The sequence below is a fragment of the Massilia sp. Masssp94 genome, assembly GCF_059491305.1.
This window is the reverse complement of record NZ_CP168501.1, coordinates 823,303-848,257: the sequence shown is the minus strand read 5'-3', so window position 1 is coordinate 848,257 and position 24,955 is coordinate 823,303. Positions and strand designations below refer to the sequence as shown.

Genomic DNA, 24,955 nt, shown 5'->3' with positions numbered 1-24,955 from the left:
CCGCAAAAGCCACTTGACGAGCCATCCATGACCGACGCCGACCGCACCGATCCATCCGCACAGAAAGACGACGCCGACTTCACGATCGACCTGATGCCCGCCGCGCAAGACCACGTGGCGCCGCAGGTCGAGCCACAGCGCGAGCATCTGGAACAGCGCGCGATCAAGGAAGGCATCGCGCGCGTGGAGGCGGAAGCGAAGGCGGCGGTGGCGGCGGAGAACCGCGCCCACGCGGAAGCGCGTGCGCGCAGCCTGGCCGAGGAGCGCGCCGCGATCGACGCCGAAGCGGCGGCTGCCGCCCTCGCGAACGCGCAGGCTTCGGAAGAGGCGATCGAGGCGAACCGCGACCGTATCGAAACCCTGCGTGCCGCCGCCAAGGCCGCCGCCGAGCGCCTGGAAGCGATCCGCCAGGAGACGGCGGGACTGCGCGCCCGCGTCGAATCGGACACGCAGATCCGCATCGCGGCCGAAGCCCGCACCCGCGCCGAGGACGATGCCCGCAAGCGCGCGGCGGAACAGGCGCGCATCGATACCGAGATCGCCGCCCGCGCCCAGCGTGACGCCGACGATCTCGCGATCCACGCCGAACAGGCGCGCCTGCAGGCGGCCGAACGCGTGGCGGCCGTGCATGCGGCGCGCGAGGAAGTGCACCACAGCGCCAGCGCCGACGCCCGTGTGGCGATCCTCGCGCGCGAACGCGAACGGGCCGAGCGGGCCGCGCGCCAGACCGCGGAGAAACTGGCGCAGGCCGAAGCCGAGGCACTGGAACTGGCGCAGCAGCGCGAACGCGCGGACCAGGTGGCGCTCGCGTCCGCGTTCGCGCGCGCGTCCGCGGAGGCACGCGCAATCGAGGAAGCCCGCGCCCTCGCGCACATCGAACAGGAACGGGAAGCCATCGCGCTGGCCCAGGTGGAATCGGAGCGGACGGCCGCGCAATCGCTGCGCATGCGCCTGCAGACGGAGAAGGAATTGCGCGACGCGGCCATCCACCGCGAACGCCTGGAACAGATGGCGGCCGATGCCGCCGCCGCGCGGCGCGAAGCCGAAGCCCGCATCCTGGCCGCGACGGAAGCCCGCATCGAAGCGGACCGCAAGCTGCGCGACGTGGCCATGGCCCGCGCCGCCGCGGAAGAGGAAGAGTCCCAGCAAAGCCAGGCCCGCCTGGACGCCGAGCGCGCAGCCACCGAGCAGGCGCGCCTGCGGATGGAAGCCGACCGCGTCGCGCAGGAGGCGGCGCAGCGCGATCTGGACACCCAGCAGCGCGAGCGCCAGCTGGCCGAGGAGCGCGCAGCCTTGACTGAAGCGGCCGCCGCCGCACGCGCCGCGCAGAACGCGGCAGCCGAGGCGGAACGCGCGGCCGAGGCGGAGCGGGTCGAACACGAGCGCGAAGCGGCGCGGCTGGCGGAGGAACGCGCCGCGCAGGCGCAGGCGCTGGCACAGGCCGAACAGGCGCGCGTGCAGGCGGAGCAGGAGGCGCTGGCGCGCCAGCAGGCACGCATCGAGGCGGAACGCGCGCTGGCCGTCGCCGCCGAAGCCCGCGCCGCCGCGGAACAGGAGCAAACGATTCAACTGGCCGAACGGCTCGAAGCCCAGCAGCGCGAAATCGCCGCGCTGCGCGCCGAAACGGAAGCGCGCTTCGCCGCGGCCGAACGGGAGCACGCCACCCGGCTGCAGGCCCAGCGCGAAGCGTTGGCGGCCCAGCAGGCCGAATTCGACGCGCGCCGCGTGGCTGCCGAACAGGAACACGCGGCGCTGCTGGCCGCGCAGGCCGGGCACGAGCAGCGCGCCGCCGCCGAGCGCCAGGCTGCAATCGAGGCCCAGCGCGCGATCACGGAACAGGCGGCGCGCCAGGCCGACCACGAGCAGGCGATCGCCGACGCCCAGCGCGAGCAGGCCGCCCGCGCGGCCGAACTGGCGCAGGCGCAGGCCGACCGCGCCGCCCACGAACGCCGCCAGCAGGCGTTGACGGAAGAATTGCTGGCGGCCGAACGCGCGGCCGCCGATGCCGCGCACGACGCCTTGCTGCTGCTGGAACAAAAGCTGTCGTCGCAACAGCAGCAGACGGCCGCCGACGTGCGCGCCAACGAAGCGGCCGCCGCACGCATGGCGTCCGAGCGCGCCGCGGTGACCGCGGCGGAAGCCCGCGCGGCCGCCGAAGAGGAGCGCGCGCAGCTGGCGAAGATGCGCGAGGCGGCCGAGCAGGCGGCGGCGCAGGCCGCGATCGACAAGCGCGACGCCCAGCGCGCGCTGCTCGCGAACGCCCAGCTGGCGGCGGAAATGCAGCGCAAGACGGCGCTCGCCACGCAGGAAATGGCGGAGGCGAAGAAGCGCCTCGTCGAGCTGGAATCCGTGCGCCAGGAAGATCAGGTGGCGGAACTGGCCGCGCTGCGCGAGCAGATCGAGGCGCGCCAGGCCGAAGCCAAGCAGCGCGCCGAATCGGAAGACCTCGCGCGCGAGGTGCTGGGGCGGTTCTCGCAGCAGCCCTCGAAAGTGCAGGCGGCGCTGCGGCTCGCGGATGCGGTGGCCAAGCAGCGGGCCGACCGCGATCACGAGTAACCCGAATGCGTCGTTCCCGCGAAAGCGGGAACCCATGCTGAGTTACAGAATTCGGTAAGTCGAAGGCCCTGCAGCGTATTTGGTAGAGCGTCTTCGGATCCTAAGTATGGATTCCCGCGTACGCGGGAATGACGGTACTAGCCGGCCTTCGCGTTCTTCTCCAGATACGCCCCGTGCCCCGGCATCTTCGCCACCGTCTGCACGATCAGGTCACGCAGTCCCGCGAAGTGCCCGTGCAGCTGGCGCATGTCGACATCGTCCACGAACGGATCGTAGCGCTTCGGCTCGACACCGAGGCCGACCAGCATCGCGACGAACGAGGGGAGGAGAAAACTGTCGCGGTCGAGGATCGCGACGCGGCCCGTCTCGCGGAACAGTTCGATCTGGTGCGCGAGCGAATCGGGGATCGTCATGTTCGCGCAATAGCGCCAGAATTCCGTGTCGTCGCGCTTCGTCAGCTTGTAGTGCATGACGATGAAGTCGCGGATCGACTCGTAGCGGCTGCCGATGATCCGGTTGAATTCGTCCGCCAGCTCGGGACGGAAATCGCGGTCCGGGAACTGTTCGATCAGGGTGCCGATCGCCGTTTCGATCAGGCTGATGCTGGTCGATTCCAGCGGTTCGACGAAGCCGGCCGACAGCCCCATCGCCACGACGTTCTTGACCCACGATTTCTTGCGCTTGCCGGTGACGAAGCGCAGCTGGCGCGGCTCGTCCAGCGCGGCCCCGTCGAGGCCGTCGAGCAGGTCCTGGCGTGCTGTTTCGTCGGTCGTGAACGCGTTGCTGTACACGTGGCCGTTGCCGGTGCGGTGCTGCAGCGGGATGCGCCACAGCCAGCCCGCGCCCTTGGCCGTCGAACGGGTGTACGGCGTCAGGGGTTCGACGCGCGCGCACGGGACGGCGAGGGCGCTGTTGCACGGCAGGTGCTCGCTCCAGTCGTCGTAGCCGGCCTTCAGCGCGCCTTCGATCAGCAGGCCGCGGAAGCCCGAGCAGTCGATGAACAGGTCGCCGTCGAGCGTGCGGCCATCCGCCAGGCGCACGGCCGTGACGAAGCCCGTCTCCGGGTGCTGGTCGACGCTGGTGATCGTGCCTTCGACGCGCTTGGCGCCGCGCGCCATCGCGTAATCGCGCAGGAAGGCGGCGTACAGGCCGGCGTCGAAATGGTAGCCGAACGAATAGGCGTCCGTGGCGCCCGGCTGCGCGTCGTTCGGCATCGTGAACTTGTTCTCGCGCGCCATGACCGATGCCATCGACCAGTTTTCCAGCGCGGGCATGTGATCGAAGGTGCGCGCGAGGCGCAGCCAGTAGTGGTGCGCCTGGATGCCGTTGATGGGCGGGCCGAAGTCGCCGAAGCCGTGGAAGAAGCGGTTGCCGACGTGGCCCCAGTCCTTGAATTCGATGCCGAGCTTGAAGCTGGCCTGGGTCTTCTTGATGAAGTCGGCGTGGTCGAGCTGGAGGGCCGCGTTATAGAAGCGGATCGTCGGCAAGGTCGCTTCGCCCACCCCGATCGTGCCGATGTCCGGCGATTCCACCAGCACGATCTCGCAGCGCTGGCCCATGCGCTGGGCCAGCGGTGCCGCGGCCATCCAGCCGGCCGTGCCGCCCCCCACGATGACGATTTTACGGATGGGGTTTTGTTGCATGTTGTCTCCTGTCGTATTGCTTTCTCAGGAGAGTGTAGGGCAGGGACTTGTGGCCCGCAACAGAAATGTTTGCGTATAACATTTCTTTAACAAAATGGACGCAACAACGCATCACATATTGCTGGGGGCCACCGGATTCGACCCGCCGACGACGGCCTTGTCGACGAAGTACCCGGTCTCGCCGAAGCAGCTGCTCGGAACGCCGACGTGCTGCGAATAGGTCAGCTGCACGCGCTGCCCCATGGCCGCCTGCAGCTGGCGCACGACGTTCTCGTCGCGCACGGTGAAGTTGAAGCGCTCGGGAATGGCGCCCGGCATGCTGGACAGCAGGATCTCGCCTTCCCAGGTCTTGCACAGCCAGCCCTTGCGCGACAGTTTCTGCAGGTAGCCAGCCCGTTCGCCTTCCGAGTACGACCAGTTCAGCACGAGCCACGTGTACAGGGCGAACAGCGCCACGGCGGCGATGACGACGGAGGCGAGGATGGCGATGGCGCGGCGCGGCAGGGTCTTGGGCATGGTCGTGTGCGAGATTAAGGTCAAGGGCGTGACGAAGCGCGCCCATTCTGACATGGGCGCCCGGATTGTCAATTAGGCTAATCTTAGACCTGCACCCCGAACGAACGGGCGAGGGGCCCGAGGCCGCCGTTATAGCCCTGGCCCACGGCGCGGAATTTCCACTCGCTGCCATAGCGGTACAGCTCGCCGAAGATCATCGCCGTCTCCGTCGAGCTGTCTTCCGACAGGTCGTAGCGGGCGATCTCGCGCTCGCCGTCCGCGTTCAGGCAGCGGATGAAGGCGCGGGCGACCTGGCCGAAGCTCTGGCGGCGCTGGTCCGCTTCATGGATGGTGACGGCGAACGCGATCTTTTCCACCTCGGGCGGCACGCGCGTGAGGTCGACCATGAGGCGTTCGTCGTCGCCTTCGCCCTGGCCCGTGCGGTTGTCGCCCGTGTGCTTGACGGAGCCGTCGCTGGACTGCAGGTTGTTGTAGAAGATGAAGTCGGCATCGCCGCGCACCTTGCCGTCGCCGCGCAGCAGGAAGGCGCTGCCGTCGAGGTCGAAGGTGGCGCCGTCGGTCGCGCGGGGATCCCAGCCGAGGCCGATGATGACCTTTTTCAGGTTCGGATCTTCCTTGGACAGGTTGACGTTGCCGCCTTTCTGCAAACTGATCGCCATCTTGCTTCCTTTCTATTAATGTCTACGGGTTTTCAGGTCGCCGACTCGAGTTGCTCGCGCTTCTTGTAGCGGATCGACGACCACAGCGATACCAGGATGAAGGCCACGCCGGACAGGCCGGTGAACCATTCGGGAATCTCGTACTCGACGCTGGCGAACATGATCACGGCCAGGATGCCGATCGCGTAGTGCGCGCCGTGCTCGAGGAAGACGAATTCTTCCAGCGTGCCCTTGTGCACGAGGAACACGGTCAGCGACCGCACGAACATGGCGCCGATGGCGAGGCCGAGCATGATCACGACGACGTCGTTCGTGATGGCAAATGCGCCGATCACGCCGTCGAAGCTGAACGACGCGTCCAGCACTTCCAGGTATAAAAAGCCGCCGATACTGCCCTGCGAAATCAGCTTGCCGACGGCCGGGTCGGATTCTTCTTCCTCCAGCAGTCCGGAGAACCAGTTCACGCCCACGTACACGAGCACGCCGACGACGCCCGCGATGAGCGTGGACAGCTTGCGCTCCTGCGGCACGAGGCTCATGCAGCCGAACACGGCGAGCAGGGTGAGCAGGATGGCGAGGCCTTCCGAGCCGTACTTGCCGATCTTTTCTTCGATCCAGCCCAGCCAATGGAGTTCCTTTTCCTCGTCGAACAGGAAGTTGAGGAAGACCAGCAACAGGAATGCACCGCCGAACGCGGCCACTTCGGCATGGCGCGACGTCAGGTTGCGGGCGTACTCGTCCGGGTTGTTGACGGCCATGTGCCAGACGTCGATCAGGCCCAGGCCCGTCGCCACCGACACGATGAGGAGGGGGAACAGCAGGCGCATGCCGAACACGGCGACGACGATGCCGACCGTGAGGAACAGTTTTTGCCAGAACGCGTTCCAGTTGCGCAGGACGGACGCGTTGACGACCGCGTTGTCGAACGACAGCGAGATCTCGAGCACGCCCAGCACGGCCGCGATCCACAGCGCTTGCAGGAGGCCGGCGCTGCCACCGTGGGAAAAGCCCCACCAGCCGGCCAGCGCCAGCAGGACGGCGGTGACGACGAACGACAACCTGAAATGTTGCATGTACCTCTCCAGTTCTTATATACGCATTGTCTGAATGACCACACCGCGCATATTAACCCGTTTCCCGCTTTGGCGGGCGCATCGATCGCCACAGCGTGAATTGCTCACGTGACATCGCATCTGCCATAATGCCGCCCGGCGTCGTGCCTCCCGTTTCCCCTTGAATGGATTTCACATGGATGTCTCTTATCTGGTCACCCCGGTGCTGACCTGGCTCGTGGTCGGCCCGATCAAATTCCTCATCAACAGTGCGCGCCAGGGGCGCTGGGCGTTCAACCTGGTCGGCAATGGCGGCTTTCCCAGCAACCACAGCGCCACCGTCACCAGCATGGCAACCCTGATCGCCCTGCGCGAGGGCATTGGCCACCCGGCGTTCGGCGTGGCCGTCACCCTGTGCTTCATCGTGATGATCGACGCCAACAGTCTGCGCCAGCACGTCGGCCGCCAGGCCGCCGCCATCAACCGCCTGGCCGCGGGACAAGCCGGCCACACGACCTTGCGCGAGCGGATGGGGCATACGCTCGTCGAGATCGGCGGGGGTATCGTCACCGGGATCCTGATGGGGAACCTGGTGTATCGCCTGCTCGTCCAGTAAGCAGCCACCAGGCGGCGGACGTCCGCCCTGTCCGCCGCCTGTCCGCCGCTTGTCCGTTTTGTCGCGCATTTCATACTCGGCCAAACGCATTTCATCCCGCCTATCTGCAGTTCATCCCACCAAAACCGCGCTTTGCCGAAACGTCAATTGACGGTCAAGACCGCCTATTCGATACTGCGCGCTGGCCTTTTATATTCTTATTTTTACAGGTAACGAGTCCATCCTCGGGGGAACCAAGAAATGCTGCGCAAAACTATAATCTTCCTTGCTATTGCTTCCGCACTCAGTGCGTGCGGCAAACATGACAAGGACCCTGCAAAGCCCGACGCCGCTAACGCGCAGGCGGATGCCAAGCAGAAGGATGGCAAGGCCGTCCAGCTGCTCGTCGCTCCCGAGGATGTCCTGACCGTGCAGAGCAGTGCGCTCGCGAACGGCCCGGTGATCACGGGCTCGGTCCAGCCGGAACGCAAGGCCGACCTGCGCGCGGAAGTGTCCGCCATCGTGCTGCAGGTACTGAAAGAGAACGGCGACCCGGTCAAGAAAGGCGACGTGCTCGTCAAGCTGGACGAGACGTCGATCCGCGACAGCCTGATGTCCGCCCAGGAAGCCCAGCGCGCCGCCTCCCAGGCCCTGGACCAGTCGAACCGCGCCCTCGAGCGCCTGAAGACGCTGCGCGCGTCCGGCATGACGTCCGCCCAGGCGCTGGACGACGCCGAAGTGCGCCGCAACAGTGCCCAGAGCGAGCTGTCCGCCGCGAAGGCACGCCTCGTGGCTGCCCAGCAGCAGGTGACCCGCACCGTCGTGCGCGCGCCGTTCGACGGCATCGTCTCCGACCGTAAAGTCTCCCCCGGCGACACGGCCGCCATCGGCAAGGAATTGCTGAAGGTGATCGATCCGACGAGCATGCGCTTCGAAGGCCGCGTGTCGGCCGACAAGATCGCTGCCGTCAAGGTCGGCCAGCCGGTCTTCTTCCGCGTCAACGGTTACGGCGAGCAAAAGTTCACCGGCGTCGTCAAGCGCATCGACCCGTCCGCGAACGACATCACGCGCCAGGTCGAGGTGCTCGTCGGCTTCACGAACGAGGCCCGTCCGCGCGTGGCCGGCCTGTATGCCGAGGGCCGCATCGACGCCGTGCTGTCCGATGCGATCACCTTGCCGGAATCCGCGATGGTCAAGGCCGGCGACAAGACCTATGCCTGGAAAGTGAAGGGCGGCCAGCTGGCGAAGATCGACCTGACGGTGGGTTCGCGCGATCCGCGCACCGGCAATTTCGAAATCAAGAACGGCCTGGCCTCCGGCGACACCGTGCTGCGCCACCCGGGCTCGACCCTGAAGGACGGGCAGAAGGTGGAGATGGCGGCCGCATCGCGCGTGGCCAGCGCCGCCAGTACGACCAACAGCGCACCCCAGGGTAAATAAGCGGGATTAACCACCATGTTCCTGTCCAATTTCAGTGTCAAGAAGCCCATCGCGACACTCGTGCTGATCATCGGCATGATGTGCATGGGCCTGCTCGCGCTCAATCACTTGCGCGTGAACCAGAACCCGGACGTCGAGATTCCGATCATCGTCGTGACGATCCCGTATCCGGGCGCGTCGCCGGAAACGTCCGAACGCGAACTCATCGAACGCCTCGAGAAGCAGATGCTCGCCATCACCGGCGTGACCGAGGTGAACGCGTACGCCAACGAGGGCAGCGCGACGATCGTGCTGCGTTTCGACTTCAAGCGCAACCTGATCGAGGCGTCGGACGACGTCCGCAACGCCATCGCGTCCGTCCGCTACAAGCTGCCGATCGAGATGCGCGAACCGGTGCTGCGCCGCGTCGACCCGTCCGCCCAGCCGATCATGAACCTGGCGCTGTCGTCGAGCACGCAGAGCCATGCCGAGATCTCGCGCCTGGCCGAAGACCAGCTGGCCGACCGCTTCCGTGCGATCGACGGCGTCGCCAACGTGCAGGTGAACGGTTCGCTGCGCCGTGAGCTGTCCGTGCTGCTCCATTCGGAAAAGCTGCGCGAATACAATGTCTCCGTCAGCGACGTCACGAATGCGCTGTCGCGCCAGAACACGAACGCGCCGGTCGGCAAGGTGCGTAGCGAACTGGACGAGAAGGGCATCCGCCTCGTCGGCCGCATCGAGCGTCCGGAAGATTTCTCGCAGGTGGTCGTCAAGCGCAACGGCGACACCGTCGTGCGCCTGAACCAGGTGGCCGAGATCAAGGACGGCTTCGCCGACATCGACAGCGTGTCGATGCGCAGCGGCAAGCCCAACGTCGGTATCCAGATCGTGCGGTCGCGCGAAGGATCGACCGTCGGCATCGCCAAGAAGGTGCGCGCCGAAATCGAGCAGATCCGCAAGGAATTGCCGGCCGGCACCAAGCTGGACATTTCGTACGACGGCGGCGAAGACGCGCAGGACAGCCTGAACAACGTCATCGAATCGCTCGTGTTCGGCGCCGTGCTGACGATCTTCGTCGTGTACGCTTTCCTGAACTCGTGGCGTTCCACGCTGATCACCGCACTGTCGCTGCCGACGTCCGTGCTGGCCGCGTTCATCGCCGTGTGGCTGTGCGGCTTCACCCTGAACTTCATGACGCTGCTGGGCCTGTCGCTCGCGATCGGCGTGCTGATCGACGATGCGATCGTCGTGCGGGAAAACATCGTCCGCCACATGGAAAACGGTTCCGACCGCCGCACGGCCGCCCTCGAGGGTACCGCGGAGATCGGCATGGCCGTCGCGTCGACGACGTTCTCGATCATGGCCGTGTTCATCCCCGTCGCCTTCATGCCGGGCATCTCGGGCGAATGGTTCCGTCCGTTCGCACTCACAGTCGCCTGCTCCGTGATCGTGTCGCTGTTCATTTCGTTCACGCTCGACCCGATGCTGTCCGCCTACTGGGGCGACCCGCCGGGCCATCACCATGCGCCCAAGAAGGGTATCGAGAAATATCTCGCGCGCTTCAACACGTGGTTCGATCACCAGGCCAACCGCTACGGCCATGTGATCGCCTGGGCGCTGCACCACCGCCGCTGGATGGCCATCATCGCCGTCGCCAGCCTCGTCGCGGCGCTGGGCCTGCAGGGCAAGTTCGGCGGCACGTCGTTCCTGCCGAAGCAGGACAGCGGCCAGCTGCTGATCGAAGTGCGTACGCCGGCGTCGTCGTCGGTGGGCTATGCCCGCATGAAGATGGAAGAAGCGGCCACGCTGGCGCGCACGATGCCGGAGACGAAGGACACGAACGCCTCGATCAACTCGGGCGGCGGCCGCATCTACGTCGACATCGGCAAGCGCGGCGAACGCAAGCGCAGTGCCTCCGAGATCGCCGTCGAGTTGCGCGACAAGATCGCGCGCCTCGTCGGTGCCGAGTACACGGTCACGGACGACCTGAACGGCAACGGCAAGCCCGTGCAGATCGAATTCACCGGCTCGGATTCGCGCAAGCTGATGGATCTGACCAACGCGTACATGGACAAGCTGCGCCAGGTACCGGGCGCCGTGGACGTCACGCTGTCCCAGCAGGATCCGAAGGACGAGCTGCAGATCGAGCTGGACCGCGGCCTGTCGAACATGATGGGCATCTCGGTCGGCGACGCCGCCACCGCGCTGCGCGTCGCGTTCGCCGGCATCGAGGTCGGCGACTGGGTCGACCCGACGGGCGAGACTCGCGACGTGGCCGTGCGCCTCGCGCCGGAAGACCGCGTGGGCCTGGAGAACATCGAGCGCCTGCCGATCGCCGTCACCGGCAGCAACATGATGGTGCCGCTGGACCAGATCGCCAAGATCACGATGGGCAAGGGCCCGTCCGCGATCGAGCACAAGGACGGCAAGCGCGTCGTGCGCGTGTCGGCCAATGCCCAGGGCCGCTCGAATGGCGAAGTCATGGACGACGCCCTCAAGCTGGCGAAATCGATGGACTTCCCGCCGGGCTATGGCCTGTCGTTGGGTGGCCAGAGCAAGGATCAGCAGGAAGTGTTCACGCAGATGACGATCGCGCTGGTCTCGGGTATCGGCCTCATGTACCTGATCCTGGTGATGCAGTTCGGCTCGTTCACGGCGCCGCTCGCCGTGATGCTGTCGCTGCCGCTGTCGCTGATCGGCGTCGTCGTCGCGCTGCTGCTCACGAACGGCACGCTGAACCTGATGAGCTTCATCGGCATCATCATGTTGATGGGTCTCGTGGCGAAGAACGCGATCCTGCTGCTGGACGCCGCCCGTACCCGGGAGGCGGAAGGCATGGACCGCGAAGACGCGCTGATGGCCGCCGGCCGCGCCCGCCTGCGTCCGATCCTGATGACGACGTTCGCGCTGATCGCCGGCATGCTGCCGGTGGCGCTGGCCCTGGGCGACTCGGGCGAGTTCTACCAGCCGCTGGCCATCGCGATCATCGGCGGCACGATCACGTCGACCGTGCTGACCCTGCTGGTCGTCCCGACCTTCTACGACAGCATCGAGATCGCCCGCGACCGCATGGTGGCCAAGTTCCACCGCCGCGCGGCCCGCTTCACGGCGCTGCCGGCGTTCGTGATGACCTTCGTCGAAGCGATCCTCACGCTGGTGCTCGTGCGCCTGGTCTTCCGCCTGATCGTGAAGGCCGGCCGCTTCGCTACCGGCCGCGGCCGCCCGGCGACGGCGTAACGGTGTGGTGCCGGCTGCGGCCGGCATGCAATGAGAAGGGCCTGCAAGCGCAGGCCCAAGAAGACCTGCCCCGCAGGTCTTTTTTTTTTCATCGTGTCACGGCATGCACTAGGGCCGCATCCGCCGCGCCCAGTGCATGCCGGTGCCAAGGGCCGTTCCCGACCCTTGGCCGGTGCGCCACGGCGATCAGCGGCCTGAGGTACCGGTGCCCGAGGTGCCGGTGCCCGACGTGTCGCTGCCGGTCGTGCCCGACGTGCCCGACGTGCCCGACGAGCCGGTGCCGCCGGTCGTGCCCGTTGCGCCGGTACCGGTGGTGCCGGTTGCGCCCGTACCGGTGGTGCCGGTGCCCGTTGCGCCCGTGCCGGTGTCGCCGGTGGTGCCGGTCGCGCCGGTTGCGCCGCCCATCGTGCCGGTCGCGCCGGTCCCGGTGCCGGTGGTGTCACCCGTCGTGCCCGTGCCGGTGGCGCCGGTCGTGCCGCTGGTGCCGGAGCTGCTGCTCGGCGCGGTGGCCGACGTGTCGCCGGTACCGGTCGTGCTGGTGGTGTCATTCTTCTTGCAAGCGGCCAGGCTGGCCATCAGGGCTGCAGCAAACAGAATTTTCGATGCGTTGTTAAGAGCTTTCATTTGTTTTACTCCTCGTTCACGTCTATCGTTTACCGCCGTCTCCCGGTGAGCACTGGAAGTGAGGCGGGGCTTAGGGTTCCCGATGGACCATGCGGTCCAAGCGTGAACCATCAGGGAACCGACGCAATACGCGGCCCCGGTGGCGTACGAATCCGACTGTCAGCATTTGACCGGCAGCGTGCCGGCCGGTTCGTCGGATTGCACGCCTTCTGCTTTGGGAAACCAGAGTTTCCCTTGTTCCGCCGTGCCGCCTGCAACGTCGACACATGCGGATTAGATAAGAGCCGAACCGTCATCGTTCAACCCTTTGTCCCCCGGCGAAGCTGCCGGAAGGTCGTGACGCCGCATCGGCGCTGTCGCCGGCGGCCTGTTCGAGCAGGGCGGGAATGACGTCGCACAATTCCCGCGCCAGGTAACCCAGTCTGCCGAAGCGTTCGGCGAGGCGCTCGCCTGCGCGCGCGTGCAGCGCGACGCCCCAGGCGGCGGCCTGCGCGAGCGTGGCGCCGCGCGCCGCGAGCCCCGCGATGATGCCGGCCAGCACGTCGCCCGAACCGGACGTGGCGAGCCCGACGTTGCCGCCTTCGTGCTGCCATCGTTCGCCGCCCGGCGCCGCGATCACGGTGCGCGCGCCCTTCAGCGCGACGACGGCGTTCCAGTGTTGGGCCGCTTCGATGGCATGGCGGTCCGGTGCCGCGCCGATCTCGTCTTTCGCGATGCCCGTCAGGTGGGCCATCTCGCCCGCATGCGGCGTCAACAGGACCGGCACGTTGAAGCGGAAGGGTGGGTTGCCCATGGGCGGATGCAACACCGCGCCCATCGCCTCGGCGTCGAGCAACACGTTCGTGTCGGTGCCGTCGAGACGCGGCAGCAGCGCGTGCACGAGGCGGGCCGTCGCGACCTCGTCCCGCATGCCGGGGCCGATGAGGATGGCGCTGATCTTGTCCGCCAGCGGATCGAGCGCGGCCACGGCTTCGACCGTAAAGCCGCCGGCATCGTTTTCCGCCAGCCCCAGCACGCGCGATTCCGGAATAGCGAGCGCTACCAACTGGGCCACGCTGCGGCCGGTGGCAATGGTCAGCTTGCCGGCGCCGGCGCGCAGGGCTGCCGTCGCGGCCAGGATCACGGGGCCCGGCATCTCGCGCGAGCCGCCGAGGACGAGCACGTGGCCGCGGTCTTCCTTGTCGGCGTCGTTCGAGGGCACGGGCAGCGGCCAGCTGCGCAGCAGGCTCGTATCGACGTCGCGCGGGCGGGCATGGGTGTGCAGCGTCATGAAAGGACCTCAGGCCTTGGCGGCGGTGGGCTGGTCTTTGGCGACCGTGACCGGCGTGCCGGTGGCTTCGAGCGGGGCGACGAAATTGACCAGGCGGACGGCCAGCTTGCCGCGCTTGCCCAGCGTGGGATCGAACGCGTACGACGTGACGGAGCAGTTCGGCACGTCGCCGGCGCGGTCCTGCTCGAGGATCGTGGCCTCGTCCATCCGCTCGATCAGGTAGCGGAAGCAATTGACGATGACCTGGTGCGCGACGATCAGCACGCGCTCGCGCGGGTACTCGCGCGTGATGGTGTCGAGGACGCTGCGCAGGCGCAGGATGACGTCGCACCAGCTCTCGCCACCCGGCGGGCGGAAATAGAACTTGCCGACGTGGTGGCGTTGCTCATGCAGCTCGGGATATTTCTCGGCAATACCGCGCACCGTCAGGCGGTCGAGGATGCCGAACTCTTTTTCGCGCAGGCGTTCGTCGGCGTGGACGGCCAGCAACTCGTCGCGGTTCAGGCGCTGCATCAGGATATTGGCGGTCTCGGCGGCGCGCACGTACGGCGAATGCAGCACGACGTTCGGCTGGCTGCCGGGCGGCAGCGCGGCGAACCAGCCCGACAGGGCCTGCGACTGGCGCACGCCCAGCTCGGACAGGGGCACGTCGACGTCGCGCCCGGCGATGTCGATGAGCAGGCCCGCCGCCGCTTCGGCGGCATCGCGCGCGACATTGCCGGCGCTTTGCCCGTGCCTGACGAGCCAGATTTCCTGTGGCCACTTTTGATCCATCATCCGACCGTTTGTGATTTTGACATGACGCGATCATAGACGGATTCGGCGGGATTTCCGCGCACGATTCCGGACGAAAACGTGTGCCAAAACGACGTGTAGGCGGGCTCTTACGTGGACAGGAGAAAGGTTTGCACCACCTTTACGCCACTTGCTCCTCGCTGTCGAGGTTGACCTCGGCGTCGCTGTCGAACACGGCCATGTCGGTCTGGCCGAGCACGCGGCTGGCGAACGTGCCGGCCGTGATGGACCCGCTGACGTTGAGGGCGGTACGGCCCATGTCGATCAGCGGCTCGATGGAAATCAGCAGGCCCGCCAGCGCGACCGGCAGGTTCAGCGCCGACAGCACGATGAGGGCGGCGAACGTGGCGCCGCCGCCCACGCCGGCCACGCCGACGGAACCGATGGTGACGATGCCGACCAGGGGCAACAGGAAGCTGCTCGTGAACGGATCGATGCCGACGGTGGGCGCGATCATGACCGCGAGCATCGCCGGATAGATGCCGGCGCAGCCGTTCTGGCCCATCATCGAGCCGAACGACGCGGCGAAGTTGGCGATGCCTTCCGGCGTGCCGAGGCGCGCGGTCTGCGTCTGCACGCTCATCGGGATCGAACCGGCCGACGTGCGCGACGTGAAAGCGAAGGCGAGCACGGGGAAGATCTTCTTCACGTAGCGGCCCGGGTTCAGGCCCACGGCCGCGATGATCAGCAGGTGCACCCCGAACATCAGGATCAGCGCGCTGTACGATGCCGCCACGAAGCCGATCAGCTTCAGGATGTCCTGCACGCTGGAGCTCGCCAGCACCTGCGTGATCAGGGCGAACACGCCGAACGGGGTCAGGCGCAGCACGAGCGTCACCATGCGCATCACGATCACGTGGGCGATGTGGACGAACTCGCTGAACTTTTCGAATACGTCCGGCTTCTTGGCGGCAATGCCCGTGGCGGACACACCGATGAAGATCGAGAACAGCACGACGGCAATCGTCGACGTCTTGCGCGCGCCCGTCATGTCGAGGAAGGGATTCTCGGGAATGAACGACAGGATCATGGTCGGCAGCGACACGTCCTGCGCCGTCGCCAGCTTGCCTTCTAGATAGTGGCCGCGCGCGACTTCGGCCGCGCTCGACGTCAGGCCGACGGCGGACAGGCCGTACAGCTTGGCCATCAGGATGCCGATCGAGGCGGCGATGGCCGTCGTGACCATCAGCGTGCCGAGCGTCAGCGCACTGATCTTGCCGAGCGACGACGCATCGCGCAGCTTGAGGATGGCCTGGATGATGGAGACCATGATCAGCGGCATGATAATCATCTGCAGCAGCTTGACATAGCCCGTGCCGACGATGTCGAGGTACGCATTCGTCTGTGCAATAACCGGTGAACCGTTGCCGTAGAACGCCTGGAACGCCGCGCCGAGGACGATGCCCAGGCCGAGGCCCGTGAACACGCGTTTCGTGAAAGACAGGTGGCGTTGCTGCATGATGTACAGCAGGCCGCACGCGGCCAGGGCGATGGCCAGGTTCAGGATCAGGGGAAGACTCATGGTCTTATATGCGTACAGGAAATATAAGATCCGCATTCTATATCCAATCATGCACGTTTGCATGACGCTCACGATGCGTTGCAATTGTTAAACGTTGTTGACACTGCAAGCCGAGTTTGCAACACTCAGCCGTCGTCCGTCCGCCATCTCCCGGGAGAAACCATGGCCGTCCTGCGCCGCCTGCTGTGCTTCGTCTTGTTGTGCTGCTGGTCCGGCGCGTGGGCGCAGACCGCTGTCTCCGGTTTTTCTCCCGAAGGGCAGGTGCGGCGCGTGCGCCAGGCCGTGGCACGTTTTTCGCAGCCGATGGTCGCGTTCGGCGATTTGCGCGCCGAGACGCCGTTCGACGTTGCGTGCGCCGTGCCGGGCAGCGGCCGCTGGGTCGATGCGCAGACGTGGAGCTATGACTTCGAACGCGACCTGCCGGGTGCCACGAGCTGCCGTTTCACGCTGAAACCCAACGTGCGCGACCTGGCCGGCCAGCCGCTGGCGGGGCCACAGGCATTCACGGTTGCCTCGGGCGGCCCGGCCGTGCTGGAGACGCTGGCGCACGAAGGTGCGTCCGGCATCGACGAGAAACAGGCCTTCGTGCTCGCGCTGTCCGCGCCCGCGTCGGCCGACAGCATCCTGAAACAGGCGTGGTGCCGCGCGGACGGCGCCAGCGACAAGATCGGCGTGACCCTGGTGCAGGGCGAGCAGCGCGCACAGGTGCTGGCTACGTCCCGCTGGTTCGTGCGGCAAATCGTCGCCGAGGACCGCGGCAAGGAAGACATCGGACCGTACCCGGACGCGCAGCTGCGCGCCGACGACAAGGCCGGCCGCCTGGCCCGCATCGTCGTGCTGCAATGCCGTCGCACGTTGCCGTCGAATGCGGACGTGGCGCTCGTCTGGGGCGCCGGCGTGGCTGCGCCGAACGGCATCGCGACGGCCGAGGACCAGACGCTCTCGTTCAAGACGCGCGCCGATTTCACGGCCCGCTTCAACTGCGAGAAAGTCAACGCGCGGTCCCAGTGCATTCCGTTCCAGCCGATGCGCGTGGAATTCAGCGCGCCCGTGCGCGCGGCCGACGCGGCCAGGGTCTACCTGGAAGGGCCCGGCGGCAAGCGCTGGCCGGCGCGCATCGACAAGGAAGGCGGGCAGACGCCGGGGTTCGTGGACCAGGCCAGCGTGCCGGGGCCGTTCCCGGAACAGGCAAGATTCACGCTGCACCTGCCGGCCGACCTGCGCGACGATGCGGGCCGGTCCCTCGTCAACGCGGGCCGCTTCCCGCTCGCCGTGCGCACGGGCGAGCAGCCGCCGCTCGTCAAGTTCGCCGCGCCGTTCGGCATCATCGAGGCGAACGGCGACCGCCTGCTGCCCGTCACCGTGCGCAACGTCGAGGCGCGCCTGGCCGGCCGCGTGCACACGAACGGCGTCGCCATGCGCCTCGACGCCAGCCGCACGGCCGACGTGCTCACGTGGCTGCGCAAGGTCGCGGGGCCGCATGGCGGGCTGAATCCCAGCCAGCCGGAAGGCGATCAGCTGAAGGTGTCGATCTTCAAGGGCGCCAGGCCGGACGCGCTGCAGCGCTTCACGCTCCCGAAACCGCTCGGCCGGCGCGCGTTCGAAGTGATCGGCATCCCGCTGCGCCAGCCCGGCTTCTACGCGGTCGAACTGGAAAGCCCGCGCCTGGGCGCCGCGCTGAATCCGAAAGGCCGCAGGGCCTACGTGCGCAGCGCGGCCCTGGTCACGAATCTCGCCGCGCACTTCAAGCTCGGCGCGCAATCGTCGCTCGTGTGGGTGACGTCGCTCGACAAGGGCCAGCCCGTTGCGGGCGCCCGCGTGGAAGTGCGCGACTGCGGCGCGCGGCTGCTGTGGACCGGCACGAGCGACGCCGCCGGCATCGCGCGCATCCGCCAGGCGCTCCCGCGTGCGCGCTGCAAGGAAGGCGACAACTACGTCGTGACGGCCGCGCGCGGCGACGACTTCACGTTCACCCTGTCCGACTGGCAGCAGGGCATCGAGGCATGGCGTTTCAACCTGCCCACGGGCGGCCGCGACGAGGACAGCCGCATCGTCGCCACCGTATTCGACCGGACACTCTTGCGCGCCGGCGAAACCGTCCACATGAAGCACTACCTGCGCCGCCGCACGCAGCAGGGTTTTGCCTTCGTGCGCGCGAAGGATCCGGCGCCATCGGCGCTCCGCGACTGGCGCGCGCAGGAACTTGGCACGGACAAGACCGCGCTGCCGGCGCGCGGCTTCCTTGTCCACCAGGGCAGCGGCGAAAAGGTCGAATTCCCGCTGCGCTGGGACGCGAACGGCAGCGCCGAAGGCGAGTGGGCGATCCCGGCAGAAGCGAAGCTCGGCGGGTACGACGTGCTGATCGGCGGCCAGGTGGCGGGCGATTTCCGTGTCGAGCAATTCCGCGTGCCGACGATGAAGGCGCAACTGGCGGGACCGAAGCATCCCGCCGTGGCGCCGCGGGCCGTCACGCTCGATGCGCAGGTGAGCTATTTGTCCGGCGGCCCGGCGGGTCTCGCGCCGGTGAAATTGCGCAGCGTCGTGCAGGATACCGGCGTGCAGTTCGCCGACTACGACGAGTTCGCGCTGGGTGCGGGCGATGTGCGTGAGGGCGTCGTCGACCAAGGTAGCGAGGGCGAGGAAGAGACGGAATCGGAAGGCACGCCCGGCCAGGAAGTCGCGCGCACGCAGAGCCTGCAGCTCGACCGCGCGGGCGGCGCGCGCATCGTCGTCGACAAGCTGCCGGCGATCGAGCGCCCGAAAAGCCTGCTGGCGGAATTGTCGTACCAGGACGCCAACGGCGAGACCTTGACGGTCTCCACACGCGTGCCGCTGTGGCCATCCGCGTACGTCGTCGGCATCAAGCCCGATGGCTGGCTGCTGCGCCGCGATGCGCTGAAATTCCAGACCGTCGTGCTGGACGTCGCCGGCAAGCCGGTGGCGAACGTGCCGGTGACGGTCGACCTGCTCAAGCGCGCGACGTATTCGCACCGGCGCCGTCTCGTCGGCGGCTTTTACGCCTACGAGCACAGCGCCGAGATCAAGCGCATCGGCGAGGCGTGCAGCGGCACGACGGACACGCGCGGCCTGCTCGTGTGCGACGTGAAGGCGCCAGTCGACGGTGACCTGATCCTGCGCGCCCGAGCGACCGATCCGCAGCAACGCGTGGCGGCCACCCATCGCGAAGTCTACGTGGCGGGCGATGAGGAACAGTGGTTCGCGAACGCGGACCACGACCGCATCGACCTGCTGCCGGCGCAGAAGCGCTACGAGCCGGGCGAGCAGGCGCGCTTCCAGGTGCGCAGCCCGTTCCGCCGCGCGACCGTGCTCGTGACCGTCGAGCGCGAGGGCATCCTCGACACGTACGTGCGGCGCCTGTCCGGCCGCGACCAGACGATCTCGATTCCCGTGAAAGCGAGCTATGCGCCGAACGTGTTCGTGTCGGCCCTCGTCGTGCGCGGGCGCGTGGCGGGCGTGCAGCCGACGGCGCTCGTCGACTTGGGCAAGCCCGCCTATAAACTCGGGATCGCGCCGATCCGCGTGGGCTGGAAGGGGCACGAACTGAAGGTCGACGTCGCGGCCGACAAGCCGGTGTACAAGGTGCGCGAACGTGCGCAGGTGACCATCCGTGTGCGCGACCCGGACGGCACGCGGCCGGCGGCCGGCACGGAAGTCACCGTGGCCGCCGTCGATGCCGGCCTGCTGGAACTGATGCCCAACACGAGCTGGAATCTGCTCGAGACGATGATGCACGAACGCAGCCTGCAGGTGGAGACGTCGACGGCGCAGATGCAGGTCGTCGGCAAGCGCCACTTCGGCCGCAAGGCGTTCCCGCACGGCGGGGGCGGCGGCCGCGGCGCCGGGCGCGAACTGTTCGAGACGCTGCTGCTGTGGAAGGGCAAGGTCGTCCTCGATGCGAACGGCGAGGCGAAAGTCGACGTGCCGCTGAACGATTCGCTGACGTCGTTCCGCGTCGTCGCCGTGGCGAGCAGCGGCGCGGGCCGGTTCGGCACGGGCGGCACGGACATCCGCACGTCGCAGGACCTGATGCTCGTCTCCGGCCTGCCGCCGCAGGTGCGCGAAGGCGACCGCCTGCGCGCCGGGTTCACGCTGCGCAACGCGTCCGAACGGCAGCTGGCCATCCGCCTGGACGCCGGCGTGGCGGCCGACGGCGGCAAGGCGCAGGCGCTGCCGCGCCAGGACGTCGTGCTCGCGCCGGGCGAATCGCGCGAAGCGGGCTGGGATTACGCGGTGCCGGCAGGCGCGACGAAGCTGCAGTGGGACGTCATGGCGGCAGGCGAGGGCGCGAGCGACCGCATGCGCGCCACGCAGCAGGTGAACGTCGCCGTGCCGGTGCGCACCCTGCAGGCGACGCTCGTGCAGATCGACGGCACGAAGACGATGCCCGTCGAGCGCCCGGCCGACGCGCTGCCGGGACGCGGCGGCATCCGCACGACCCTGCAGGCGCGCCTCGGCAGCGACCTGCCGGGCGTGCGCGACTACATGACCGCGTATCCGTACACGTGCTTCGAACAGCGCACGTCGCGCGCAGTGGCGCTGCAGGACGAGGCGATGTGGGAGAAGGTCGTCGCGACCTTGCCGTCGCACCTGGACGGCGATGGCCTCGTCAAGTATTTCGCGCCGATGGACCAGGGCAGCGACGTGCTCACGGCCTATGTGCTGTCCGTGACGCACGAAGCCGGATATGCGATCCCGGACGAGCTGCGCGGCCGCATGGAAGCGGGCCTCGCCGCGTTCGTCGAAGGGAAGATCGTGCGCGGCAGCGGCCGCGCGACGGGTGAACTGGCCGTGCGCAAGCTGGCGGCGCTGGAAGCGCTGTCGCGCGACACGCAGATTCAGCCGGCGCTGCTGGACTCGATCGAGGTGCGGCCGAATCTGTGGCCCACGTCCGCCGTCATCGACTGGTATTTGATCCTGAAACGCACGCCGGCACTGCCGCAGCGCGAGCAGCGCCTCGTGCAGGCCGGCCAGGTCCTGCGCGCGCGCCTGAACCTGCAGGGCACGACGATGGGCTTTTCGACGGAGCGCGCGGACGGCTGGTGGTGGCTCATGACGTCCGTCGACGTCAACGCCAACCGCCTGCTGCTGGCGACCCTGGACGATCCGGCGTGGAAGGTCGACGCCGGCCGCCTCGCGCGCGGCGCCCTCGGCCGCCAGCAGCACGGCCACTGGGACACGACGACGGCCAACGCCTGGGGCACCGTCGCACTCAAGCGCTTCTCCGAAACCTACGAGCGCGAGCCGGTGACGGGCAGCGCCAATCTCGTCGTCACAGGTGCAGACGGGAAGCCCGTCAGCTGGACCGGCACCGTGCCGGCGACCGTGCTGCAGGCCTGGCCGCAGGGCCGTGGCACCTTGACCATGCGCCAGCAGGGCAGCGGCAAGCCGTGGGCGACGGTCCAGAGCCTGGCGGCCGTGCCGCTGAAGGCGCCGCTGTCGTCCGGCTACCGCATCGCGCGCACCGTCACGCCGGTTGAACAGAAGGTCAAGGGCACGTGGTCGCGCGGCGACGTCTACCGCGTCCACCTCGACATTGACGCGCAATCGGACATGACGTGGGTCGTCGTCGACGATCCGATCCCGGCCGGCGCCAGCGTGCTCGGTTCGGGCCTGGGCCGCGATTCGCAGATCGCGACGGCCGGCGAACGCCGCACCGGCTGGACGTGGCCGGCGTTCGAGGAGCGCCTGCACACCGGCTACCGCGCGTACTACGAATGGGTGCCGAAGGGCCGCTTCACCGTCGAGTACACGGTGCGGCTGAACAACGAGGGCCGCTTCGCGCTGCCCACCACGCGCGTGGAAGCCATGTACGCGCCGGAGATGTTCGGCGAAGTGCCGAACGCGGGGATGACGGTGCAGTGATGAAGACCCTGGTCTGGCTTCTGCTGCTGTTGGCGATGCCGGTGCATGCCGCCGTGCCGACGCCGCAGGAAGTGAAGGCAGCCTGGCGCTCGTCCGACACGACGCTGCTCGACCGCCACGGCGAGACCCTCGCCACGGTGCGTGTGGACATGGCGGGCCGGCGGCTCGGCTGGGTGGCGCTGGACGACATCTCGCCCGCGCTCGGCCGCGCCGTGCTGCAGGCCGAGGACCAGCGCTTCATGGAGCACGGCGGCATCGACTTCCAGGCCATCGGCAAGGCTGCATGGGACAATTTGTTCAGCAGCGGCCAGCAGCGCACGCGGGGCGCGTCGACGATCACGATGCAGCTCGCGGGTCTGCTCGATCCGAAGCTGGCCCCGCGGTCGAAGGGCCGCACGTGGGCGCGCAAATGGGACCAGGCGCTCGCCGCGCGCGAACTGGAAGCCGGGTGGAACAAGCGCCAGATCCTCGAAGCCTATTTGAACCTGGCCAGCTATCGCGGCGAACTGCAGGGCATCGGCGCCGCCGCGCGCAACCTGTTCGGCAAGGCCCCGTCCGGGCTGGACGCGGGCGAGGCCGCGATCCTCGCGAGCCTGTTGCGCGCACCGACGGCACCGCCGCGGACGGTCGCCCGGCGCGCCTGCGCGCTCGCACGCGAGCTCGCGGGTGAGCTCGAACCGCGCGCGGATTGCGCGGCCATCGAGTGGGAAGTCGACGCGGCGTTCGCGCGCACCGCGTCCGCGCCGGTATCCGCGCCGACGGGTGTGACGCCGCAGTTCGTGCGCCGCCTCGGCGGCGCAGTGGGCTCCAGTTCGGGCAGCGTCGTGCGCAGCACGCTCGACGCAAGCTTGCAGCGCTTTGCCGTCGCCGCGCTGCGCCGCCACCTCGCCGAACTGGCCGAACGCAACGTCGGCGACGGCGCCGTGATCGTGATCGACAACGCCAGCGGCGACGTGCTGGCGTATGTCGCGAACGGCGGCGTCGGCGAAGTGGATGGCGTGACGGCGCTGCGCCAGGCCGGGTCCACGCTGAAACCGTTTTTATACGAGCTGGCGCTGGAACGGGGGCAGTTGACGGCGGCGTCGCTGCTGGACGACACGCCCGTCGACATCCCGACCGTCGGCGGCCTGTATGTGCCGCAGAACTACGACCACCAGTACCGCGATGCGGCGTCGGTGCGCACGAGCCTTGCCGGCTCGCTGAACGTGCCCGCGGTGCGCACGCTGATGCTGACGGGACTGGAGCGCTTTCACGAGCGCCTGCGGCTGCTGGGCATCACGAGCCTGACCGAGGCGCCGGAGTTCTACGGCTGGTCGCTGGCGCTGGGCTCGGGCGACGTCAGCCTGCTGGAACTCGCGCACGCTTATCGCACGCTCGCGAACGGCGGCGTGCAGGACGGCAAACGGCGCGTGCTGGATGCGCGCGCCAGCTTCATCGTGGCTGACATCCTGTCCGACCGCGCGGCCCGCAGCACGACGTTCGGCCTTTCCAACGAACTCGCCACCGGATTCTGGAGCGCCGTCAAGACGGGCACCAGCAAGGACATGCGCGACAACTGGTGCGTGGGCTTTTCGGACCGCTACACGGTCGGCGTGTGGGTCGGGAATTTCGACGGCGGCTCGATGTGGGACGTGTCCGGCGTGTCGGGCGCGGCGCCCGTGTGGCGCGACGTGATGGACTACCTGCACCGTGACCGCCCGAGCCGGCCGCCCGCCGCCCCGCCGGGCATCGTGCGCCAGACGGTCCGCTTCGCGCCGGCCGTGGAGCCCGAGCGCGGCGAATGGTTCGTGCGCGGCACGGAAGTCGCGCTGGTCGAGATGCTGCCGCCGGCGAAGCGCGTGCCGCGCATCGTGTATCCGGCCGCGGACAGTGTCATCGCGCTCGATCCGGACATCCCGGCACCGCTGCAGCGCGTGAGCCTGCGCGCCTACGGCGGCGCGGGCCTGCGCTGGGAACTCGATGGCGCGGATGCCGGCCCGGCCGACCGGAGTGCCACGTGGGCACCGCTTCCGGGCGAGCATGAAGTGAAGCTGGTGGGAGAAGATGGCCGGGCGGTGGCCGCCGCCCGGTTTGAAGTACGTGGAGCGGCGGCTCCCGGTCAGCTGGCTTCCACTTTTTCGACCAGTACCGGCGGTTCCGCGATCAGGTCGAGCGGCAACGGCGTGAACAGCGGCGAGTCCGAGCGGTAGGGCACGCGTCCGGACGGAACGTGGCGCGCGGCCGGGTCCAGGTGCAGGTCCTGGTCGTCGAAGAACAGGTGCGCGCGGAATGCCTTGACGACCTTCGACTTCGGCACGCCGCCGAGGAAGAAGATCTCGTTCACGTACACGCCCCAGTGGCGCAGGGTATTGATGACCCGCATCTCGGCCGGCGCGCTACGCGCCGTCACGATCGCGATCCGTACCGGCGACACGTCCGCGCCGAACGGCAGCCGTTCCTGCAGGCGCGCGAGCCGGCGCAGCAGGATCGCGTACGGACCGTCCTTCATCGGTTCGTTCTGCTTCTCGTCCTCGATCGTGTGGAAGCGGTCGAAGCCCTCGGTCTTGTAGACCAGTTCACTGGAATCGTCGAACAGCACGGCATCGCCGTCGAAGGCGATGCGCACCTGGTCTTCCGGCGGCGCCTCGGCCGCGTGCGGCGGCGGCTTCAGGATCGCGGCGGCGCAGGCCTGCGCATCGATCACGCGCTGGGCGTCTTCGACATTCGTCGTCAGGAACAGGTCGACGGCAAAGGCGTCCAGGTAATCGACGACGGACTCGCCGCCGGTGAACGCATGGCGCGAAATCGGCAGGCCGCGCGACCGAATGTTGTTGAAGACGCGGACACCGGTCTCCGGGCTGTTGCGCGACATGACGACGACTTCGACGAGCGGCTTCGATTCGGACGGCGCATAGCGGTTCAGGCCGAGCAGGGCGCGCACGAGGGCCATGCCGGTGCCGTCGCGCAGCGGCTCGTTCTCGCGCTCGAGCATGTAGGCGCGGTATTCCTCCAGTGCACCCTGGGGATTCTTGATGGATCTGGCTTTGTAGATAGCGTCGGCTTCTGCCAGGTCGAACAGGGCGGTGGCGGAGATGCCGACCACGAGGGTATCGGAAAGGTCGAGGGGAGGCATGGCAGTCGGATTCCTTGGTGGCGGAACGGGAGCATTCCAAACGGCAATTATCGAGGGCAGGGCTAAAGGATA

15 protein-coding genes are annotated in these 24,955 nt (G+C 67.9%); 6 read left to right on the top strand and 9 right to left on the bottom strand.

What is annotated here, in order from left to right; all coding sequences use genetic code 11:
- Positions 1 to 27 precede the first annotated feature (27 nt).
- Positions 28 to 2,556 (top strand): coiled-coil domain-containing protein, encoded by a 2,529-nt coding sequence (locus tag ACEN9G_RS03615; RefSeq protein WP_483127695.1) that lies wholly within the window; start codon positions 28 to 30, stop codon positions 2,554 to 2,556.
- 137 nt (positions 2,557 to 2,693) lie between these two features.
- Here ACEN9G_RS03615 and ACEN9G_RS03610 read toward each other — a convergent pair whose 3' ends face one another.
- From ACEN9G_RS03610 to ACEN9G_RS03595, 4 genes are all read right to left on the bottom strand, one after another.
- Complete coding sequence (locus ACEN9G_RS03610) at positions 2,694 to 4,199, bottom strand: tryptophan halogenase family protein (protein WP_413341375.1); 1,506 nt, start codon at positions 4,197 to 4,199, stop codon at positions 2,694 to 2,696.
- A gap of 111 nt (positions 4,200 to 4,310) precedes the next feature.
- Positions 4,311 to 4,715 carry a DUF8785 domain-containing protein gene (locus ACEN9G_RS03605; RefSeq protein WP_413341374.1) on the bottom strand — a complete coding sequence of 135 codons (405 nt, stop codon included), beginning with the start codon at positions 4,713 to 4,715 and terminating at the stop codon, positions 4,311 to 4,313.
- An 83-nt stretch (positions 4,716 to 4,798) separates the two neighbouring features.
- Positions 4,799 to 5,374, bottom strand: coding sequence for a TerD family protein (locus ACEN9G_RS03600; RefSeq protein ID WP_259452037.1), 576 nt, complete (start codon positions 5,372 to 5,374; stop codon positions 4,799 to 4,801).
- A 32-nt stretch (positions 5,375 to 5,406) separates the two neighbouring features.
- Positions 5,407 to 6,447, bottom strand: a complete 1,041-nt coding sequence (locus ACEN9G_RS03595; RefSeq protein WP_413341372.1) for a DUF475 domain-containing protein — start codon at positions 6,445 to 6,447, stop codon at positions 5,407 to 5,409.
- A gap of 175 nt (positions 6,448 to 6,622) precedes the next feature.
- Here ACEN9G_RS03595 and ACEN9G_RS03590 point away from each other — a divergent pair, with 175 nt between their 5' ends.
- The 3 genes from ACEN9G_RS03590 (at position 6,623) to ACEN9G_RS03580 (ending at position 11,677) form a co-directional block, all read left to right on the top strand.
- Positions 6,623 to 7,042 (top strand): divergent PAP2 family protein, encoded by a 420-nt coding sequence (locus ACEN9G_RS03590; protein WP_371761626.1) that lies wholly within the window; start codon positions 6,623 to 6,625, stop codon positions 7,040 to 7,042.
- 240 nt (positions 7,043 to 7,282) lie between these two features.
- Positions 7,283 to 8,461 (top strand): efflux RND transporter periplasmic adaptor subunit, encoded by a 1,179-nt coding sequence (locus ACEN9G_RS03585; protein ID WP_413341370.1) that lies wholly within the window; start codon positions 7,283 to 7,285, stop codon positions 8,459 to 8,461.
- Between the two features lie 15 nt (positions 8,462 to 8,476).
- Entirely contained in the window at positions 8,477 to 11,677 is a 3,201-nt protein-coding gene (locus ACEN9G_RS03580) for an efflux RND transporter permease subunit (protein ID WP_413341369.1), read from the top strand.
- Positions 11,678 to 11,863: 186 nt separating this feature from the next.
- Here the strand turns inward: ACEN9G_RS03580 and ACEN9G_RS03575 are convergent, their stop codons facing one another.
- The 4 genes from ACEN9G_RS03575 to ACEN9G_RS03560 all read right to left on the bottom strand — a co-directional run bounded on the left by ACEN9G_RS03575 (position 11,864) and on the right by ACEN9G_RS03560 (position 15,888).
- Entirely contained in the window at positions 11,864 to 12,301 is a 438-nt protein-coding gene (locus ACEN9G_RS03575) for a hypothetical protein (protein ID WP_413387470.1), read from the bottom strand.
- Between the two features lie 292 nt (positions 12,302 to 12,593).
- On the bottom strand, positions 12,594 to 13,571 hold the full coding sequence (locus tag ACEN9G_RS03570; RefSeq protein WP_483127694.1) for an NAD(P)H-hydrate dehydratase: 978 nt from the start codon (positions 13,569 to 13,571) through the stop codon (positions 12,594 to 12,596).
- A 9-nt stretch (positions 13,572 to 13,580) separates the two neighbouring features.
- Positions 13,581 to 14,345 (bottom strand): histidine phosphatase family protein, encoded by a 765-nt coding sequence (locus ACEN9G_RS03565; RefSeq protein ID WP_413344115.1) that lies wholly within the window; start codon positions 14,343 to 14,345, stop codon positions 13,581 to 13,583.
- A gap of 142 nt (positions 14,346 to 14,487) precedes the next feature.
- Positions 14,488 to 15,888 (bottom strand): L-cystine transporter, encoded by a 1,401-nt coding sequence (locus ACEN9G_RS03560; RefSeq protein WP_413344114.1) that lies wholly within the window; start codon positions 15,886 to 15,888, stop codon positions 14,488 to 14,490.
- A gap of 162 nt (positions 15,889 to 16,050) precedes the next feature.
- On the opposite strand from ACEN9G_RS03560, the gene ACEN9G_RS03555 reads away from it, so the two are divergent.
- Entirely contained in the window at positions 16,051 to 21,771 is a 5,721-nt protein-coding gene (locus ACEN9G_RS03555; RefSeq protein ID WP_483127693.1) for an alpha-2-macroglobulin family protein, read from the top strand.
- Positions 21,771 to 23,960, top strand: a complete 2,190-nt coding sequence (gene pbpC, locus ACEN9G_RS03550) for a penicillin-binding protein 1C (RefSeq protein ID WP_483127692.1) — start codon at positions 21,771 to 21,773, stop codon at positions 23,958 to 23,960. Before ACEN9G_RS03555 ends, pbpC begins: the two co-directional genes overlap by 1 nt.
- On the opposite strand, the gene ACEN9G_RS03545 is transcribed toward pbpC, so the two are convergent.
- Positions 23,870 to 24,883: a 5'-nucleotidase gene (locus tag ACEN9G_RS03545; RefSeq protein ID WP_483127691.1), complete on the bottom strand. Its 1,014-nt coding sequence runs from the start codon at positions 24,881 to 24,883 to the stop codon at positions 23,870 to 23,872. The two genes, pbpC and ACEN9G_RS03545, sit on opposite strands and share 91 nt — an antisense overlap.
- Between the last annotated feature and the right edge of the window lie 72 nt (positions 24,884 to 24,955).

Excerpts from the sequence above, each read along its gene's own strand:
- ACEN9G_RS03615 (WP_483127695.1), top strand. The coding sequence starts at position 28 with ATGACCGACGCCGACCGCACCGATCCATCCGCACAGAAAGACGACGCC.
- ACEN9G_RS03610 (WP_413341375.1), bottom strand. The coding sequence starts at position 4,199 with ATGCAACAAAACCCCATCCGTAAAATCGTCATCGTGGGGGGCGGCACG.
- ACEN9G_RS03605 (WP_413341374.1), bottom strand. The coding sequence starts at position 4,715 with ATGCCCAAGACCCTGCCGCGCCGCGCCATCGCCATCCTCGCCTCCGTC.
- ACEN9G_RS03600 (WP_259452037.1), bottom strand. The coding sequence starts at position 5,374 with ATGGCGATCAGTTTGCAGAAAGGCGGCAACGTCAACCTGTCCAAGGAA.
- ACEN9G_RS03595 (WP_413341372.1), bottom strand. The coding sequence starts at position 6,447 with ATGCAACATTTCAGGTTGTCGTTCGTCGTCACCGCCGTCCTGCTGGCG.
- ACEN9G_RS03590 (WP_371761626.1), top strand. The coding sequence starts at position 6,623 with ATGGATGTCTCTTATCTGGTCACCCCGGTGCTGACCTGGCTCGTGGTC.
- ACEN9G_RS03585 (WP_413341370.1), top strand. The coding sequence starts at position 7,283 with ATGCTGCGCAAAACTATAATCTTCCTTGCTATTGCTTCCGCACTCAGT.
- ACEN9G_RS03580 (WP_413341369.1), top strand. The coding sequence starts at position 8,477 with ATGTTCCTGTCCAATTTCAGTGTCAAGAAGCCCATCGCGACACTCGTG.
- ACEN9G_RS03575 (WP_413387470.1), bottom strand. The coding sequence starts at position 12,301 with ATGAAAGCTCTTAACAACGCATCGAAAATTCTGTTTGCTGCAGCCCTG.
- ACEN9G_RS03570 (WP_483127694.1), bottom strand. The coding sequence starts at position 13,571 with ATGACGCTGCACACCCATGCCCGCCCGCGCGACGTCGATACGAGCCTG.
- ACEN9G_RS03565 (WP_413344115.1), bottom strand. The coding sequence starts at position 14,345 with ATGGATCAAAAGTGGCCACAGGAAATCTGGCTCGTCAGGCACGGGCAA.
- ACEN9G_RS03560 (WP_413344114.1), bottom strand. The coding sequence starts at position 15,888 with ATGAGTCTTCCCCTGATCCTGAACCTGGCCATCGCCCTGGCCGCGTGC.
- ACEN9G_RS03555 (WP_483127693.1), top strand. The coding sequence starts at position 16,051 with ATGGCCGTCCTGCGCCGCCTGCTGTGCTTCGTCTTGTTGTGCTGCTGG.
- pbpC (WP_483127692.1), top strand. The coding sequence starts at position 21,771 with ATGAAGACCCTGGTCTGGCTTCTGCTGCTGTTGGCGATGCCGGTGCAT.
- ACEN9G_RS03545 (WP_483127691.1), bottom strand. The coding sequence starts at position 24,883 with ATGCCTCCCCTCGACCTTTCCGATACCCTCGTGGTCGGCATCTCCGCC.